Source organism: Streptomyces sp. NBC_00322 (assembly GCF_036147535.1).
Classification (GTDB): domain Bacteria; phylum Actinomycetota; class Actinomycetes; order Streptomycetales; family Streptomycetaceae; genus Streptomyces.
Genome location: NZ_CP108019.1, coordinates 981848 through 998950, shown reverse-complemented (window position 1 = coordinate 998950; position 17103 = coordinate 981848). Strand labels below are relative to the sequence as shown.

Genomic DNA, 17103 nt, shown 5'->3' with positions numbered 1-17103 from the left:
CGCCATGGCCGAGATCATCGCCAACTCCCTCCGCTTCCATGTCCAGCGGCTGCCCGCGGCGGACACGGGCGGCGACGCGGGAGCAACGGTCGTCTTCCTCCACGGCCTGGTCGTCGACAACCTCTCCAGCTTCTACTGCACCCTCGCCGTCCCGGCCGCACAGGCCGGTCACGATGTCGTCCTGTACGACCTGCGAGGCCACGGCCGCACCGAGCGTCCGCCGAGCGGATACGACACCGCCACCGCCGTCCGCGATCTGACCGCCCTGCTCGGGGCGCTCGGCCTCGACGAGCAGCCCGTCCATCTCGTCGGCAACAGCTTCGGCGGAACCCTCGCACTGCACACCGCACTCGCGCGCCCCGATCTCGTCGCCGGACTCATCCTGATCGAGGCCCCGCTGAGCGGCCCCTGGATCGACAACATGCTCGACACGCTGTCCGTCGCCGCTCTCGACCTCGAAGGCAGCCAGGTACCGCGGGAACTCGCCTCGCTCGGAGCACGCAAGGCGGCCCGGCTGACCGCAACGGCCGACGAACTCCTCAACCGCACCACCCTGATCGACGACATCGCGGCAGGGCGGCCGTTCACCGCCCAGGACTTCGCCCGGGTGCGCTGCCCGGTGCTCGCCGTCTGCGGAGAGCACTCCGAACTGGTCTCCGGCTCCCGGGAGTTGGCTCGCCACGCGCCCGACTGCACTGTCCACGTCGTGCCGGGCCTCGGCCACGACGTCCTGCAGGGCGGCACCGCCGAGCTACGGCGGGCCGTACTGGACCGGCTGGCCGGGGCCGTGCGGCGGCAGCCCGAGGCGGTGACGGTATGAAAGTGCTGTTCGTCGTCCCGCCGTTGGCCGGACACGTCAACCCCACGGTCGCCGTCGCCGCCGAACTCACCGCACGCGGACACGAGGTCGCGTGGACCGGCCCCGCCGAAGTCCTGCCCGGTCTGCTGCCGGCCCGCGCCACCCTCATCCCCTCCGGCGAGCGCGCCGGCCCCGGCGGCTACGGAGCTCTGCACGAACGCTGGCGCGATCTGCGCGGCGCCGCCGCTCTGCGCTTCCTGTGGGAGGAGGCGCTCGTCCCGCTCGCCCACGGGATGCTGCCCGGTGTCGAGGCGGCCGTCGATGCCTACGCCCCCGATGTGCTCGTCGCCGACCAGCAGGCCCTCGCCGGGGCGGTGGTCGCCCGGCGGCGCGGACTGCCGTGGGTGACCTCCTCGACGACCACGGCCGAGTTCACCCGGCCCTTCGCGGGTTTCCCCAAGGTGGGGGAGTGGGTGAAGGAACGGATCAACGGATTCCTCGCCGCCTCCGGCGCGCCCGGCGGCTGGGACCCACGCTTCTCGGACCAGCTGGTCCTGGTCTTCTCCACCCCCGAGCTCGTCGGCGCGGGCGAGACGTGGCCCGAGCACTACGCCTTCACCGGACCGGCCCTCGGCGCCCGCCCGTCGGACGGCTCGTCGTTCCCCTGGCGGCGGCTGGATCCCGGACGCCGCCGGGTGCTGGTATCCCTCGGCACGCTCAACCGCGAGGCCGGCGGCCGCTTCTACGCTGCGGTCCTGCGGGCCGCCGAGCGCCTGGCCGACCGGGTGCAGCTGATCGTGGCCGCACCCGCGGACCTGGTCGGCGAGGTGCGTCAGGACCATGTCCTGCTTCAGGAGTACGTCCCTCAACTCGCGTTGCTGCCGCACCTCGACGCCGTGGTCTGCCACGGCGGGCACAACACCGTCTGCGAGGCGCTCGCCCACGGACTGCCCCTGGTCGTCGCGCCGGTCCGCGACGACCAGCCGATCGTCGCCCAGCAGGTGGCCGCGTCCGGGGCCGGAATCCGGGTGCACTTCGGCCGCCCCCGCGCGGACGAGGTCCACACCGCCCTGAGCGCCGTCCTCGACGACCCGAACCACCGGCGGGCCGCCCGCCGTGTCCAGGCATCCTTCGCGGCGGCCGGGGGAGCCGCGGCCGCGGCAGACAGGTTGGAGAAGCTGCTATGACACAGTCCCGTACCCGCCGCGTCCCCTGGACGGCAGTCGCCGTTCTCGCAGGTCTCACCGCGGGCACCGTCCGCGCCCGCCGGCGGCTGGCCGCGATACCCGTGCTCGACTCGGCCGGGGACCGTGCGCCCACGGACGGCTGGCATCTGATCACCGCCCGGGGCGTCGAGGCCGACGCAGCCACCGTGAGCGCCGCCGTCGCGTACGCGGAGCGGACCGGCCTGAAGGTGCTCGACCTGCTTCCGGGCAGCCTCGACGCGGAACGCGCGCTGAGCCTGCTCCGGCTGCTCGAACTCGGTGACGCCCGCTTTGCCCGTACGACACAGGCGCGTGGCGCGGGGCAGGCCGTACTGATCGCCGAGGATGTCCGCAGCCGCGCCGGTGTCGAGATCGGGAGCGACCTCGACACCGCTGAACTGCACGCCCTCCTCGGCCGGGTGAAGGAGTACGCCGCCGGGGAGACCGGTATCGCCATCGCCCCCGGTCTCACCGTCCCGTCGCCCGAACTCAGTCTCCGTCCAGGGGAGTTGCGAGCCCAGGGACTGCCTCCGGGTGTGCTGACCGCCGCCCATCTCGCCGGTCTGGCCCTGCTGGCTCGCGCGGCCGTCAAGGACCGCCGCTGGGGCGCCGCGGCACTCGCCCTGTACTGGCTGCAGCCCGCGCTGGTCCTCGGCGCTCCGAACAGCCCTCTGCGCCCGGCCGACCTGCCGCGCGCCACCGCGGCGCGGCCGCTGCACTCCCTCCACGCCGCTCTCCGTACGGCGGCCACCCTCCGACCGGCCCCGGCCGGACCCTGGCCGGAAGTGGAAGCGCTCCGGCCCGGCTATGAGGCCGAACTCAAGGCGGGAACCGAGCGGTTCTTCGAGCCGCGCCGCCCCGACTGCCCCTGGTGCGGCTCCACCGAGCTCTGCGTACGCACCCGGATGCCGGATCAGTTCCAGGCCAAGCCCGGCCGCTTCTCCCTCGAACAGTGCGGCGACTGCGGGCATGTCTTCCAGAACCCGCGCCTGTCCCTGGACGGACTCGACTTCTACTACCGCGACTTCTACGACGGTCTCAGCGTCAGCAGCGCGTCGGCGGTCTTCGGCCGCATGAACCGCTCGTATCTGGCCCGCGCCGCCATGCTGAAACCCTTCGGCACGCCCGCCGCCTGGCTCGACGTGGGTACCGGACACGGCCACTTCTGCAACGGCGCGCGCGAGGTGTGGCCCGACACCCGCTTCGACGGTCTCGACATGGCCGCCGCGGTGCGGGATGCGGAAGCCCGCGGCTGGGTCGCGACCGCCCACTGCGGACAGTTCCCGGAGCTCGCCGCCGGACTCGTGCACCGCTACGACACGATCAGCATGTACCACTACCTGGAGCACACCCGGGACCCCTTCGCCGAGCTCGACGCGGCCGCCGAGGTGCTGCCCGCCGGCGGGCATCTGCTCATCGAGCTGCCCGACCCCGAGTCACGGCTCGCCCGGCTGCTGGGCTCGTACTGGCTGCCCTGGTTCCAGCCCCAGCACCAGCACCTCATGCCGATCGCCAACCTCAAGCAGGCCTTGGCCGAGCGTGGGTTCACGGTCCTGGCCGAGGAGCACGGCGCCGCCCACCAGGCCTGCGACTTCGTCGGCGTCGTCCTGCTCGCCGCGAACCGGATCGCCCCCAATCCGTACGCACCCTGGGGACCGGGCAGTGCCACCGTGGCCCGGCGGATCGCGCGCAAGGGCGTCTGGACGGCGGCGCTGCCGTGCTTCACGGCAGCCGCGGCCCTGGACAGACTGCGCGCGGCCGCGGCCCGCGTCACCGACGGCGGCAACGCCTACCGGCTGCTGGCCCGCAGGACACCGGTCGGCCCTGAGAGCGGGTGAGGGACGTGAGCATGCTGGACCTCGCCCGCCGCCACACCGCCGACCCGCTCTTCCGGCTGGTCGCCTACGCCCTCGAATCGGCACACGACCGGCCCCCGGCCACGGTGTGGAGCGCCCCGCACGCCTTCCACCTCGGATCGCCGCACCTGGTCGCGGCCGCCGGCTGGCCGGTCGCCGCCGCCGCCGCACCCCGTGACGACGGCCTCGTACGGCTGAGTTCGCTCGCCCACCCCGCACACAGCTGCGAACTCCCGCTCACCGGCCCGCCATCGCCCCACCCCGACTGGGCCGCCCGCACCTATGCCCTGCTGCGGACCATGGCCCGGGTCGGATACGGCCGGGGCGGCATCGACCTTCACATTCACTCCACGCTGACCCCTGCGACCGGTCTGTCGAGCGCCGAGCCGTTGGAGTGTGCCGTCGCCCTCGCGGTCGCCGATCTGCACGCAGGGCGGGCACGGCCGCCGCGCGGCAGGCTCGCCACCCTGGCCCGGACCGCAGCACCGGGCGGTGACCAAGCGCTGCGCGAGGCCGTGCTCTTCGCCCGCCCCGGCCGGGCCCTGCTGCTCGGCGACGGCGGCCGGCGGCATGTCCGCTTCGACCCGGACGAGCACGGGGCGCGCCTGACCCTGCTGGTGACCCGCGGCGAAGGGCGCGGTCCGGGTGACATCGAGGACGCGGTGGCGATCGCGCGGCGTGCGGGTGCGACGGCCGCCTGGTGGCCCGGACACGGGCCGGGGTGCAGCGCTCTGGTGCTGCTGCCGAAGGACCGGCTGACACAGATCCGTACCACCGTGACCGAGGAATTCCGCTCCGGCGGACGACGCGTGCCGCGCTTCGTGAACATCACAGTGGCGGGCGCGGCCCGCCGCGAGGAGTGAGAGGGAGGAACACCCCATGAAATCAAGAGAGTTACCGCACAGGTTGCCGGCCGCGCGAAAACCGGAAGCCGACAGCGGCCGTCGTGGCAGAAGGTGGCGAGCGACCGCCGCCGGGATCTTCAGCACGCTGTGCCTGGTCGTCACCATTGGCGCGGCCGACTCCGGCGCCGCCGAGCCCCAGGCGCCCGCCGCACTCCCCACGTACGACCACGTGGTCGTCGTCGTCTTCGAGAACAAGCAGTACGGCGAGATCATGGGTAGCGCCAACGCCCCCTACATCAACCAGCTCGCGAGCGCGGGTGCCAGCCTGACCTCGATGAAGGCGCTGACCCACCCCAGCCAGCCGAACTACTTCAACCTCTTCTCCGGCGCCACCCAGGGCATCACCGGAGACGGCTGCTACACGCCCCAGTCGATGAGCGCGGCCAACCTGGGACAGGAACTGATCGCGGCGGGCAAGACCTTCGCCACCTACAACGAGGATCTGCCGAGCGAGGGATCCACCGCCTGCACCAACGGGCAGTACGCGCAGAAGCACAACCCCTGGTTCGCCTTCAAGAACGTGCCGCTGGGCAGCGGCAAGACCTGGGCGCAGTTCCCCAAGGGCGACTTCACGCAGCTGCCGCACCTGTCGTTCGTCGTGCCGAACCAGTGCAACGACATGCATTCCTGCTCCGTCGGCACCGGCGACACCTGGGTCAAGAACAGTCTCGACGCGTACGCCCAGTGGGCCAAGGCCAACAACAGCCTGCTGGTGCTGACCTGGGACGAGGACAACTACCTCGGTTCCAACACGATCGCCACGGTCTTCTCCGGCGCCAAGGTCAAGCAGGGCACGTACAGCAGCGCCTACAACCACTACAGCCTGCTGCGCACCTTCGAGGATCTCTTCGGCACCACCCATGCCGCAAACGCGGCGAGCGCCACACCCATCACCGAAGTCTTCGGCGACGGCACCACCCCGCCGGGCGGGGATCTGAGTGTGGTCAACCCCGGTGCGCAGACCTGCAGGTTCAACCAGAGCTGCACGATTCAGATCACGGCCACCGGTGGCAAGGCACCGCTCAAGTACAGCGCGTCCGGGCTGCCGTTCGGCCTGTCCATCGACACCTCGACCGGCCGGATCAGCGGAAAGCCGTGGCAGGTCGGCGCCCTGCGGATCACGGCCACCGCCACCGACACCGGCGGCGCCACCGCCACCGCATCCTTCCCGCTCACCGTCAACTGGTTCTGACGGGCGCGCCCCAGCGACCGGAAGGGAGGGATTCTGTGTATCTGTCGGCCGGCCGGACCGCCGACACCGCGACGGGCGTACGCCGCACCCGCCCGCCGCGGAACGCCGGGGTCCGCCGTGCGGTCGCGGGCAATGTCATCGCCCTCGGTGGGGTCAGCCTGCTGACGGATGTCTCCGCCGAGATGGTCACCGCCGTGCTGCCGCTCTACCTCGTCGTCGGCCTCGGCATGTCCCCGCTGGCCTTCGGCGCCCTCGACGGCCTCTACCAGGGCGCGACCGTCCTGTCCCGGCTGGCCGGAGGACACCTCGCGGACCGCGCCCAGCGCCGCAAACTCGTCGCGGGCACCGGCTATGCCTTGTCCGCGGGCTGCAAACTCGCCCTGCTCGCCGCCACGACACCCTGGGCGATCGGGGCGGTCCTCGCCGCCGACCGCACCGGCAAGGGGCTGCGCACCGCACCACGCGACGCGCTGATCTCCCTGTCCTGCTCTGCCGAGGAGCAGGGCCGGGCGTTCGGAGTGCACCGGGCGATGGACACCGCGGGCGCCCTGATCGGCCCCCTCGCCGCCTTCGCGGTGCTGTGGGCGGCACGCGACGGATACGACGCCGTGTTCGTGGTGAGCTTCTGCACCGCCGCACTCGGCGTGCTGTTGCTCGTCCTGTTCGTCCGCGACGTTTCCGCTGGACCGCGTCCCCGCCGAACTCGCCGCACCCGCAAGGAACTTGGCAGCCTCGCCCGCACGCGCGGACTGCCGCGGCTGTGTCTGCTCGCCGCGCTGCTCGGCACGGTCACGGTCAGCGACTCGTTCCTCTATCTGCTGCTCCAGCGCCGCCTCGATCTGCCCATCCCGTACTTCCCGCTGCTCCCCGTCGCCGCCGCCGCCGGATTCCTGCTCCTCGCGGTGCCGCTGGGGCGGCTGGCCGACCGGGTCGGCCGCCCGCGGATCTTCCTCGCCGGACACGGTGCGCTGCTCGCCGCGTATCTGCTGCTGCTCGCACCCTGGGGCGGCGGACTGATGGCTGCCGGGTGCGTACTCCTGCTGCTCGGGGCCTTCTACGCGGCCACCGACGGCGTCCTGATGGCCGCGGCCGGTCCGCTGCTGCCCGGGCATCTGAAGGCGAGCGGACTCGCACTGGTGCAGACGGCAGGGGCCTTGTCCCGTTTTGGCGGCTCGCTGCTCTTCGGCGCGGGCTGGATGTACCTCGGGCCCGACGGCGCCCTGACCGCAGCCGCCGCCGGTCTCGCCCTCGCCCTGACGGCGGTCGCCGCCTTCCAACGACGGAGTCGCGCATGAACGTCCGGCCGAGGCTGCTCGTGTTCCTGCTCGCCACTGTGCTCCTGGCCGCTCTCGCGGGCATCACGATCGTGCGAGCGGCAGACCGTGCGTCCGAACACGACCGGGCGCGGCCCGGCGAACCGGTTGCCCAGGCAGGTGTTGTGACGCTCCGTCAGAAAGGAAGGCTGCTGTTCCGGAACCTCGCCTGGGGGCCGCAGCGCGATCATGTCTCGTCCGTCCCGCTGACCGCAGCGACCGGGCGCCGCACGTCCGCGCCCCGCGAATGCCTGCGCTTCCACGCAGCCGCAGGCACCGGCATCTGCCTTCGGGCCACGCGCGGGGTGGTCCCCGGCCATGAAGCCGTCCTTCTGGACGCGGAGTTACGGCCCGTCCGTACCTTCCAGGTGTCCGGGATACCCACGCGCGCGAGGGTGTCGCCGAGCGGACGCCTGGTGGCGTGGACGGTCTTCGTCAGCGGAGACTCGTACGCGGGCGGCGCCTTCTCCACCCGTACCGCCGTCTACGACACCCGCACCGGCGCCCTCCAGCCCGACCTCGAGAAGTTCACCGTCCTCAAGGACGGCCGCCGCCGCCGGGCCGCCGACCACAACTTCTGGGGCGTCACCTTCGCGGCCGACGACAACCGCTTCTACGCGACCCTCGCCACCGGTGGCCGCACCTTCCTCGTCGAAGGCGACCTGGCCGCGCGCACCCTGCGCACGCTGCGCGAGAACGTCGAATGCCCCTCGCTCTCGCCGGACGGCACCCGCATCGCCTTCAAGAAGCGCGTCGCGGGCGCCGGAGCCGACACGCCGTGGCGGCTGTACGTCCTGGACCTGCGCACCGGCCGGGAGACGGCGCTCGCCGAACACAGAGGCGTCGACGACCAGGCGCTGTGGCTGGACGGCCGTTCTCTCCTGTACGCGCTGCCGGGGGACTTCGGCGCGGACCTCTGGTCGGTCCCCGCGGACGGGAGCGGGAAGGCACGGCTGGTCGTGAGGTCGGGCACGTCGCCGGCGGTGGTCCGGTAGGCGCTGCGGTGCGCCTGCGGCGGGCCCACGCGGCGAGCCGCACATCCAGCCCGTCCGGCGTTTGAGGACATGCGGCCGAAGGTCGCATTCGGGGGTCTGGGGGCTTGCCCCCAGTTCGGGAAGGGGCGGGGTGGGGAACAAGCCCGCCGCAGGCGACCTACGCCTCCGCCGACGTCTCCGGCAGCCGCACAACGCACCCCACACTCACCACACACAGCACGAGCAGATACCCAGCCACCCCCCAAGGCATCCCCTGCGCCCCCGACGACAGCCGCGTCGCGACCAGTGGTGTCAGCGCGCCGCCCAGCACCGCGCCGATGTTGTAGGCGAAAGCCGTACCCGTACAGCGCAGTTGGGGCTCGAAGAGTTCGGGAATGTACGCGCCCTGCACGCCGAGCATCGTGATCACGGCGAGCAGGATCATCGACGTTCCGGCGAGGATCATCCCGACTCGCCCGGTGTGCAGCATCGCCAGATACGGCACGACGCCCAGCGCCATCGCACAGCACCCCAGCAGGCTGAGCCTGCGCCGCCCGTACCGGTCGCCGAGCAGGGCGACCAGCGGGGTGGCGATGCCCATCACCGCCATCGCCCCCATCAGGCAGAACAGCATGACGGTCGGGTCCACGCCCAGTCGTCCGGTGGCCTGGGACAGTGCCCAGGTCGTGGCCGCGTAATTCACGGCGTACGCGGCCGTGACCGCACCGGCCACCAGCAGCACGCGCCGCCAGTGGTGGCGCATCAGCCGGGCCAGGGGCGCGCTCTCCAGGGTGCGGCGGGCGGTGAGGTCGAGAAAGGTCGGCGTCTCGTCGACCTTCGATCGCAGGATGTAGCCGACGAGTGTCAGCACACCCGCGCAGAGGAAGGGCACGCGCCAGCCCCACGTACGGAACTGCTCGTCCGTGAGCGTCGCGGTCATGGCCAGCATGATGCCGTTGGCGAGCACGAATCCGACGGTGGGTCCGGTCTGCGGGAATCCCGCCCACAGGCCGCGCCGACCGGGCGGGGCGTGCTCGGAGGCGAGGAGTACGGCCGCGCTCCACTCGCCGCCCACGCCGAGACCCTGGACGATGCGCATGAGGGTCAGCAGGAGTGGGGCGGCGACACCGAGGCTTGCGTACCCGGGCAGGAGGCCGATGGAGACGGTTGCGAGTCCGGTGGCGAGAACGGAGATCAGCAGGACCGTGCGACGTCCGTGCCGGTCTCCGATGTGTCCGAAGAGCAGGGAGCCCACGGGGCGGGCGATGAAACCCGTGGCGAAGGTCGCGAACGCGGCCAGGGTGCCCGCTGTGCTCGAGAAGTTCGGGAAGTAGACCGGCCCGAAGACGAGGGCCGCGGCGCTCCCGTAGATGAAGAAGTCGTAGTACTCGATGACGGTGCCGATCGAACCGGCCGCGGCGACGCGCGCCATCGACGGCCGTCCGGCGACGGGCGTCGCGTCCTTGACCTGGTGCTCGCTGACCTGGTTCTCGCTCGATTGCGTCATACGTCTTCTCCTGCCAGCCACAGTCGGGCACGTTCGTCGAAGTCCACGGCCGCCCGCGACCCCCGGTGGGCGAAAGGCGCCAGATCCCGGCGCATGGTCCGCGCGGCCCGAACGACGCGCGCGGAGCGGACGCCGTCCATGAGTTCCAGGGCCCTGCGCCAGGTCGTGCAGGCCCGCTCCACATGCCCTTGCCTGCACTGCATGGATCCTGCGTGCGCCAGGCTCAGTGCGGTGATGCGCTGGTACGAGTGGCCTGAGGTGCTCCAGACGGCCCGGGAGAAGTGGCGCTCGGCAATGTCGTAATTCCCCAGCAGCTCTGCCGACTTGGCGGTGTGGGTGCCGACACAGGCACCGGCCGACCCCCACAGAGCGGCCCAGAAGGGCATCTCACTCTCGTCCGCGCCGTCGACCAGGCGCGCCGCGCGGGCTGCTTCCGCGACGGCTTCGCGGCTTCTGCCCGCCATGGCGAGGGCACGCGCGCGCGTGATGACGTACAGCGACTCGGTGGCCGGGTCGGTGCGGTCCTTCACCAGTCGCAGTGCCGCGTCGATGAGGTCCAGGGTGTGCTCGCCGCGCCCCGTCTCCAGGCCGTGATGAGCAAGGACCCGCAGGACGAACGCCGTGTGCAGGTCCTGGCCGGCCTCCCGGGTGAGCTTGAGGGCCTGGAGGTAGTAGCGCTGCGCAAGACCCGCCTCACCCGCGTCGTACGCCTTCCATCCGGCGAGGTAGGCCACGCATGCGGCGGCCGAGAGCATCTGCTGCTTCTGCGCCTCGGTGCGAAAGCGGCTGCGGCACAGGGTGGCCACGTCGGAGACCAGGTATTGCACGACGGCCGAGCGGCCGTGCCCGCCGCCGTGCCGTTCGTCGACGGCCGTGAACAGCGTGGTCATCTCCCGCACCGCCTGGATCTCCCCCTCGCCCGCGGTGCCGGCCGGCCGCGCGGCGGTGCGGGTCCGCGGCTTGTGCGTCAAAGGCATTGCGGCGGCCGGGACGGAGTAGGGGGCGGAGTTTATCCACGTTCGGCGTTCGATGTCGGCCCGTCCGAGCCGGGTGAGAGCCTCGACCGGGTCCTGCTCCATGTCGAGTCCGAGGGACTGGTCGGCGGTCTGCGATATGCGTACGAGGCCGAGTTGCTCGGGTGTGACCAGCCGCCCCAGCTTCCGGGACAGCGTCTCGGCCAGAACGCGGGCGGCGGTGGCGCCCGGCTGCGTGCCGGCGACCCAGTGGGCGACGGCGGATGAGTTGGTGCGCAGCTGCGCCACCCCGCTCTCGGCGGCAACGGCCCTGACGTCCCTGGCCAGTTCGGCGTAGGAGCAGCCGGCTTCGGTCACGGCTCGTCTCAGATGTTCGTTTCCTTCTGTCATGCGGCCCTGGACGCCCCTCGGGTTTAAGCGGCTTAAGCGAACTCGTGAGCCACGGACCCTACCGACGCCGAGCGGTGCTTCGTTCACTTTCCGTCGACACAACACACGCAGGGGTGAGGAGGCCGTCCGTGCTGCAGCGAGGACACCTGCCAGGAGACCGCACGCATACGACGGTCGAGCGCGAACTGGTCTGTCAACTCGTCCTGGAGGCCGGGCGAACGCTTCCCGTGCCGACTCGGCTGGTCTATCGCACCGACGACCCGTACGCCGTCCATGTCGTCTTCCACACCGACACCGACGATCCCGTCGAATGGTGCTTCGCCCGCGATCTGCTGATCGAAGGCATCTTCCATCCGACGGGCGAGGGCGATGTGAAGGTCTGGCCGGGGAGGACGCTGCACACCATGAACTTCGTCCATCTGCTGCTGTCGGGGCCCACGGAGCACGTCCTCATCCAGGCATCTGCCCGCGCCGTCTCGGCCTGGACCGAGCGCACGCTGCGCCTGGTTCCCCCGGGCACGGAGGAGGCGCAGCCGCCTTCACACGTCGGCGACTTGGGGCCGGGGTGAGCGCTGTCCCGGCCGCCTTGCCGGTGGACGCGTAAGCCAACCTCCTATTCGGCGTCCGGGCCCTGTGCCCGTACCTGTTGGACGTGCTCGAGTGAGTCGCGCAGGTCGCTCAGCCAGGTGTCCGCGTTGCGCTGCACCAGGCGTACGCACCAGGCCAGGGCATCGCTGCGGCTCCGGGCGACACCGCCGGCGATCAGGGTGTCCAGGGTCTGGCGCTCGGGCTGGCGCAGTCGTGTCATCACGGGCGCCGAGACGGTGGTGTACATGGCCCGCTTGTCGCCGCATTCGACGCCCCACGAGACCTTCCGCCCGAATCGATTCTCGGCCTCGCGCGCGACGCCTATGCGCTCGTCACGGGTGCGTTCCCGGAATTCCGAGATGCGCCCTTCCAGCGAGGCCTCGCGTTCGGCCTGTGACGCTTCCGCGCCGAGGTCGGGCTCCGGGATCCGGCCGATGACGGTGATCTCCTCACGGTCCACCCTCACGTCCAGGAGCTCGACGAAGAGTCCTTCCGGCAGCCGCCCGGCGAACCAGCCGCGCAGTGCCTCTACCTGCTCCTTTGTAATCATGTAATTTAGATTACTCGGCCGCGGCCCGGATGGAAGGGTGTCAGCCCAGGGCGAAATGTGCCTGCGTCTCGGCCGTGCGGGGGCCGCCCCGAGGGCTCGCGCCGTCCGGAGCGCCGTCCTAGAGTTGGCGTGTATCAGAGCAGAACGGCAGATACCCCCTGCCCGTGTCTCTGGGAGGGCATATGACCCATATCTCGCTGACGGTTGACGGCACGGCCTACGAGGACGAGGTGGAACCCCGCCTCCTGCTCGTCCACTACCTGCGCGACCACCTCGGCCTCACCGGTACCCCCGTCGGATGCGACACCTCGAACTGTGGGGCCTGCACGGTCGAGCTGGACGGTGACAGCGTCAAGAGCTGCTCGGTCCTGGCCGTCCAGGCCGACGGCTGTGAGGTGACGACCATTCAGGGACTGGCGTCCGGCGCCGAATGGGACCCGCTCCAGACGGCGTTTCATCAGCAGCACGCTCTGCAGTGCGGCTACTGCACCCCCGGCATGATCATGGCCGCCCGGGATCTGCTCAAGGAGAACCCGGACCCCACCCCGGAAGAGATCCGTCTCGGTCTCGAGGGCAATCTCTGCCGGTGCACCGGCTACCAGAACATCGTGCGTGCCGTCCTCGCGGCGGCTGCCGAGGAGCGGCGCCGCCGCGCTCCCGCGCCGGGAGCCGTCACGGAGACCGCGCCGGTCACATCCACGGCCCCGGCCGCAGCCGGGTAGGAGGCGCCGGAATGACTACCGAGCAGCTCAGCGTCGAGGTCGGCCGCTCGCGGACCCGCAAGGAAGACGCCCGGCTGGTGACCGGCCGGACCACCTGGACCGACAACATCGCCGTCACGGGCATGCTGCACATGGCGATCCTGCGCAGCCCCATGGCACACGCCACGATCGACCGCGTCGACGTTTCGCCCGCGCTGGGGCGGCCAGGAGTGATCGCCGCGTTCAGCGGCCGCGACCTGGCCGACGAGCTGGGTTCCATGCCCTGCGTATGGCCGGTGACGGAAGACATCGTCATGCCCGACCACCCACCGATCGCCGTCGACGAGGTCCGCTACGCCGGAGACCCCGTCGCCATCGTCATTGCCCGTGACCGCTATGCCGCGGCCGATGCGCTGGAGGCCATCGAGGTCGACTACACGCCACTGCCTCCGGTACTGGATCTGGAGGCCGCGCTGGCCGACGGCGCCCCGCTGGTCCACTCCGACAAGGGCACCAACCGCTGCTACACCTGGCCGCTCGCCACCGGCGACTACGAGGCGGAGAAGGCCCGTGCCGACACCGTCGTGCGCCGCCGCTACACCCAACAGCGCCTGATCCCGAACGCGATGGAGCCACGCGCCGTCGTCGCGACCCCGCCCACGGCGTCCAACGAGTACACCCTGTACTCCTCGACCCAGGTCCCGCACGTGGCGCGCGTGACCCTGTCGATGGTCACCGGCATCCCCGAGCACCAGCTGCGGGTGATCGCCCCGGACGTCGGCGGGGGCTTCGGATCCAAGCTCCAGGTGTACGGCGAGGAAGCAGTCGCCCTCGCCGTGGCCAGGCGGCTCGGCCGGCCGGTCAAGTGGACCGAGTCCCGGTCGGAGGGCTACCAGGCCACCCATCACGGCCGCGGCCAGATCCAGGACATCGAGATCGCCGCGACCCGCGACGGCAAGGTCCTCGGCATGCGGGCCCACCTGCTCGCCGACATGGGCGCCTATCTGATGCTGATCACCCCCGGCACCCCGCTTCTGGGCGCGTTCATGTACTGCGGCATCTACAAGATGAACGCGTACGACTTCAAGTGCACCGGCGTCTTCACCACCAAGACCCCCACGGACGCCTACCGCGGCGCCGGCCGGCCGGAGGCCACGTTCGCCATCGAGCGGACCATGGACGAACTGGCCGCGGAACTGGGCATGGACCCCATGGAGCTGCGCCGCCGCAACTGGATCGGCCACGACGAGTTCCCGTACACCTCCATCTCCGGGCTCACCTACGACAGCGGCAACTACGAGGCGGCCACCGACCGCGCCATGGCGCTCTTCGGCTACGACGACCTGCGCGCCGAGCAGCGTGCTCGCAACGAGAACAACGATCCGGTCCGCCTCGGCATCGGCATCTCGACGTACACCGAGATGTGCGGCCTGGCCCCGAGCCGGATCCTGCGCGAACTGCGCTACGTCGCCGGCGGCTGGGAGGCCGCCACCATCCGCATGCTGCCCACAGGCACGGTCGAGGTGGCCACCGGCACCAGCCCGCACGGTCAGGGGCACGCCACCTGCTGGAGCCAGATCGCGGCGGACGTGCTCGGTGTGCCCTTCGACGACATCGAGGTGGTGCACGGCGACACCAAGGCGGTACCGCAGGGCATGGACACCTACGGCTCCCGCTCGCTCGTGGTGGGCGGACTCGCCGTCCACCACGCCGCGCAGAAGGTGGTGGCCAAGGCCCGCAAGGTCGCCGCGCACCTGCTGGAGGCGAGCGAGGCGGACCTGGAGTTCTCCGGCGGGGTCTTCTCCGTGAAGGGATCACCCGAGGCGACGAAGACCATCCAGGAAGTGGCCTTCGCGACGTTCTCGTCCCACGACCTGCCCGACGGCATGGAGCCGACGATCAACGCCGAGCACCTGGTCGACCCGGAAACCTTCTCGTTCCCCTTCGGCACCCACCTGTGCGCGATCGAGGTCGACACCGAGACCGGCCGTGCCCGGATCCGCAGTTACGTCTGCGTCGACGACGTCGGCAAGGTCATCAACCCCATGATCGTCCAGGGGCAGATCCACGGTGGCGTGGCGCAGGGAATCTCCCAGGCGCTCTACGAGGAGGCGGTGTACGACACCGAGGGCAACCTGCTCTCCGGCACCATGGCGGACTATCTGGTGCCCTCGGCGGTCGACCTGCCGGACTTCGTCACCGACCGCACCGAGACCCCGGCGACCTCCAACGCGCTCGGCGTCAAGGGGGTCGGCGAGACCGGGACGATCGCCTCCACACCGGCCGTGGTCAACGCGGTCGTGGACGCACTGCGGCCGATGGGTGTGAAGGACGTAGCGATGCCGTGCACGCCGCAGCGCATCTGGCAGGCCGTCACGGCGGCCCGGGCCGAGGAGGCAGCAGCATGATTCCCGCGGCATTCGACTACGCACGGCCGCAGACGGTCGACGAAGCGGTACGCGCCCTGGTGGACGGCGGCGAGGACGCCAAGGTCCTGGCCGGCGGCCAGAGCCTGATCCCCATCCTCCGGCTCCGGCTCGCCTTCCCCGAACTGCTCGTCGACGTCGGCCGGATCCCCGAACTGCGCGGTGTCCGCGCCGAAGCCGACACGCTCGTGATCGGGGCCATGACGACCCACCACGACGTCATCCGTGACCCGCTGGTACGCAGCCACGCAGGGCTGCTGGCCGCCGCGACCGAGACCGTCGCCGACCCGTCCGTACGCCATCGCGGCACCATCGGCGGCTCGCTCTCCCACGCAGACCCTGCGGGGGACCTGCCTGCGGTGCTGCTGGCACTCGACGGCGAGATGGTCGCCATGGGGCCGCAGGGCAGGCGCACCATTCCGGCACGCGAATTCTTCACCGACTACCTGCAGACCGCGCTCGGGCCCGACGAACTGCTGGTGGAGGTCCGCGTGCCCAAGAGCGACACCTGGGGTTACCACTATGAGAAGTTCAACCAGGTCGCGCAGGCCTGGGCGATCGTCGGTGTGGCCGCGATGGTGCGTCGCGACGACGGCCACCTCGTCGAATCCCGTGTCGCGCTGACCAACATGGGCGCGACCCCCTTGCGGGCGAGTGCCACCGAGGAGGCGCTCGCCGGGGCGGACGCCGACCCGGCCGCGGTGGCGCGGGCCGCCGAATCGGCGGCGGACGGCACCCGTCCGGCCTCCGACCTGTCGGCGTCGCCCGAGTACCGCGAACACCTGGCGCGGGTGCTCACCCGCCGGGCGGTACTGGCTGCGGCCGGGATGGAGTGAGCGTGTGACGGCCGGGCCCGAGGAGCTGCGGGCGAGACTGGAGAAGACCGGTTATCTCGTCGATGACGGTCTGGCCATCGCCTGTTTCCTGGCCCTCAAGCTGCACCGGCCGATCTTCTGCGAGGGCGACGCGGGCACGGGCAAGACCGCGCTCGCGTCAGCCCTCGCGCAGGTGCTCGAAGCGCCCCTGATCCGTCTGCAGTGCTACGAGGGCATCGACGCGTCGCAGGCCCTGTACGACTGGGACTTCCCGCGGCAGCTGCTGCACCTGCGGGCCGCCGAAGCCGCCGGGGTCAGCGACGCGGAGCGGCTGGAGAGCGAGCTGTACAGCAGGCGCTTCCTCATCGCGCGCCCGCTTCTGCAGGCGCTCGAGACGCGGCCGTCGGTCCTGCTCGTCGACGAAGTCGACCGGGCCGACGACGAGTTCGAGGCGTTCCTCCTGGAGCTGCTGTCCGAGTACAGCGTCACCGTTCCCGAACTGGGCACCCTGCGGGCGGCGTCACCGCCCGTGGTCGTCCTCACCTCCAACCGCACGCGCGAGGTCCACGACGCCCTGAAACGGCGCTGTCTGTACCACTGGTTCGACCACCCCGGCTTCGAACGCGAACTCGCGATCGTCCGCAGACGCCAGCCTCAGGTGACACAACGGCTCGCCGCACAGGTCACCGCCGTCGTACAGACCCTGCGCACAAAGGAGTTGCTCAAGCCGCCCGGGGTGGCCGAGACCATCGACTGGGCCGAGGCCCTGGACGCACTCGGTGCGACCGAGCTCGACGCCGAGCTGGCCGTCGCCACCCTCGGCTCGGTGCTCAAGTACCGCGAGGACGCCGAACGAGCCCGTTCCCTGGACCTGTCCGCGATCCTCGCGGCCCGGGGAGCGTGAGCAC

Annotated in this window: 15 protein-coding genes; 12 read left to right on the top strand and 3 right to left on the bottom strand. The window is 71.2% G+C overall.

What is annotated here, in order from left to right; all coding sequences use genetic code 11:
* Nucleotides 1-4: 4 nt before the first annotated feature.
* The 7 genes from OG905_RS04555 to OG905_RS04525 are packed head-to-tail and all read left to right on the top strand — an operon-like array spanning nt 5 to nt 8265.
* A complete protein-coding gene (locus OG905_RS04555; RefSeq protein WP_328666303.1) occupies nt 5-820 on the top strand; it encodes an alpha/beta fold hydrolase in 816 nt (271 codons plus the stop codon).
* The gene (locus tag OG905_RS04550) at nt 817-1986 is read left to right on the top strand and encodes a glycosyltransferase (RefSeq protein ID WP_328666302.1); all 1170 of its coding nucleotides are present in this window, start codon (nt 817-819) and stop codon (nt 1984-1986) included. Before OG905_RS04555 ends, OG905_RS04550 begins: the two co-directional genes overlap by 4 nt.
* Nucleotides 1983-3842, top strand: a complete 1860-nt coding sequence (locus OG905_RS04545) for a class I SAM-dependent methyltransferase (protein WP_328666301.1) — start codon at nt 1983-1985, stop codon at nt 3840-3842. The genes OG905_RS04550 and OG905_RS04545 overlap by 4 nt, the downstream gene beginning before the upstream one ends.
* A gap of 11 nt (nt 3843-3853) precedes the next feature.
* Nucleotides 3854-4723, top strand: a complete 870-nt coding sequence (locus tag OG905_RS04540) for a galactokinase (protein ID WP_328682024.1) — start codon at nt 3854-3856, stop codon at nt 4721-4723.
* A 16-nt stretch (nt 4724-4739) separates the two neighbouring features.
* The gene (locus tag OG905_RS04535) at nt 4740-5957 is read left to right on the top strand and encodes an alkaline phosphatase family protein (RefSeq protein WP_328666300.1); all 1218 of its coding nucleotides are present in this window, start codon (nt 4740-4742) and stop codon (nt 5955-5957) included.
* A 35-nt stretch (nt 5958-5992) separates the two neighbouring features.
* On the top strand, nt 5993-7252 hold the full coding sequence (locus OG905_RS04530) for an MFS transporter (RefSeq protein WP_328666299.1): 1260 nt from the start codon (nt 5993-5995) through the stop codon (nt 7250-7252).
* A complete protein-coding gene (locus tag OG905_RS04525; RefSeq protein ID WP_328666298.1) occupies nt 7249-8265 on the top strand; it encodes a TolB family protein in 1017 nt (338 codons plus the stop codon). The genes OG905_RS04530 and OG905_RS04525 overlap by 4 nt, the downstream gene beginning before the upstream one ends.
* A gap of 157 nt (nt 8266-8422) precedes the next feature.
* On the opposite strand, the gene OG905_RS04520 is transcribed toward OG905_RS04525, so the two are convergent.
* Nucleotides 8423-9751 carry an MFS transporter gene (locus tag OG905_RS04520; RefSeq protein ID WP_328666297.1) on the bottom strand — a complete coding sequence of 443 codons (1329 nt, stop codon included), beginning with the start codon at nt 9749-9751 and terminating at the stop codon, nt 8423-8425.
* Entirely contained in the window at nt 9748-11115 is a 1368-nt protein-coding gene (locus OG905_RS04515; protein ID WP_328666296.1) for a hypothetical protein, read from the bottom strand. The genes OG905_RS04520 and OG905_RS04515 overlap by 4 nt, the downstream gene beginning before the upstream one ends.
* Before the next feature lie 128 nt (nt 11116-11243).
* Here OG905_RS04515 and OG905_RS04510 point away from each other — a divergent pair, with 128 nt between their 5' ends.
* A complete protein-coding gene (locus OG905_RS04510) occupies nt 11244-11684 on the top strand; it encodes an SsgA family sporulation/cell division regulator (RefSeq protein WP_328666295.1) in 441 nt (146 codons plus the stop codon).
* Between the two features lie 44 nt (nt 11685-11728).
* Here the strand turns inward: OG905_RS04510 and OG905_RS04505 are convergent, their stop codons facing one another.
* A complete protein-coding gene (locus tag OG905_RS04505) occupies nt 11729-12253 on the bottom strand; it encodes a hypothetical protein (protein WP_328666294.1) in 525 nt (174 codons plus the stop codon).
* 182 nt (nt 12254-12435) lie between these two features.
* Here OG905_RS04505 and OG905_RS04500 point away from each other — a divergent pair, with 182 nt between their 5' ends.
* The 4 genes from OG905_RS04500 to OG905_RS04485 are packed head-to-tail and all read left to right on the top strand — an operon-like array spanning nt 12436 to nt 17099.
* Nucleotides 12436-12975 carry a (2Fe-2S)-binding protein gene (locus OG905_RS04500; protein ID WP_328666293.1) on the top strand — a complete coding sequence of 180 codons (540 nt, stop codon included), beginning with the start codon at nt 12436-12438 and terminating at the stop codon, nt 12973-12975.
* Between the two features lie 11 nt (nt 12976-12986).
* Nucleotides 12987-15362 carry a xanthine dehydrogenase family protein molybdopterin-binding subunit gene (locus tag OG905_RS04495; RefSeq protein WP_328666292.1) on the top strand — a complete coding sequence of 792 codons (2376 nt, stop codon included), beginning with the start codon at nt 12987-12989 and terminating at the stop codon, nt 15360-15362.
* Entirely contained in the window at nt 15359-16216 is an 858-nt protein-coding gene (locus OG905_RS04490; RefSeq protein ID WP_328666291.1) for an FAD binding domain-containing protein, read from the top strand. Before OG905_RS04495 ends, OG905_RS04490 begins: the two co-directional genes overlap by 4 nt.
* A gap of 4 nt (nt 16217-16220) precedes the next feature.
* Nucleotides 16221-17099: an AAA family ATPase gene (locus tag OG905_RS04485; protein WP_328666290.1), complete on the top strand. Its 879-nt coding sequence runs from the start codon at nt 16221-16223 to the stop codon at nt 17097-17099.
* The last annotated feature ends 4 nt before the right edge of the window (nt 17100-17103 follow it).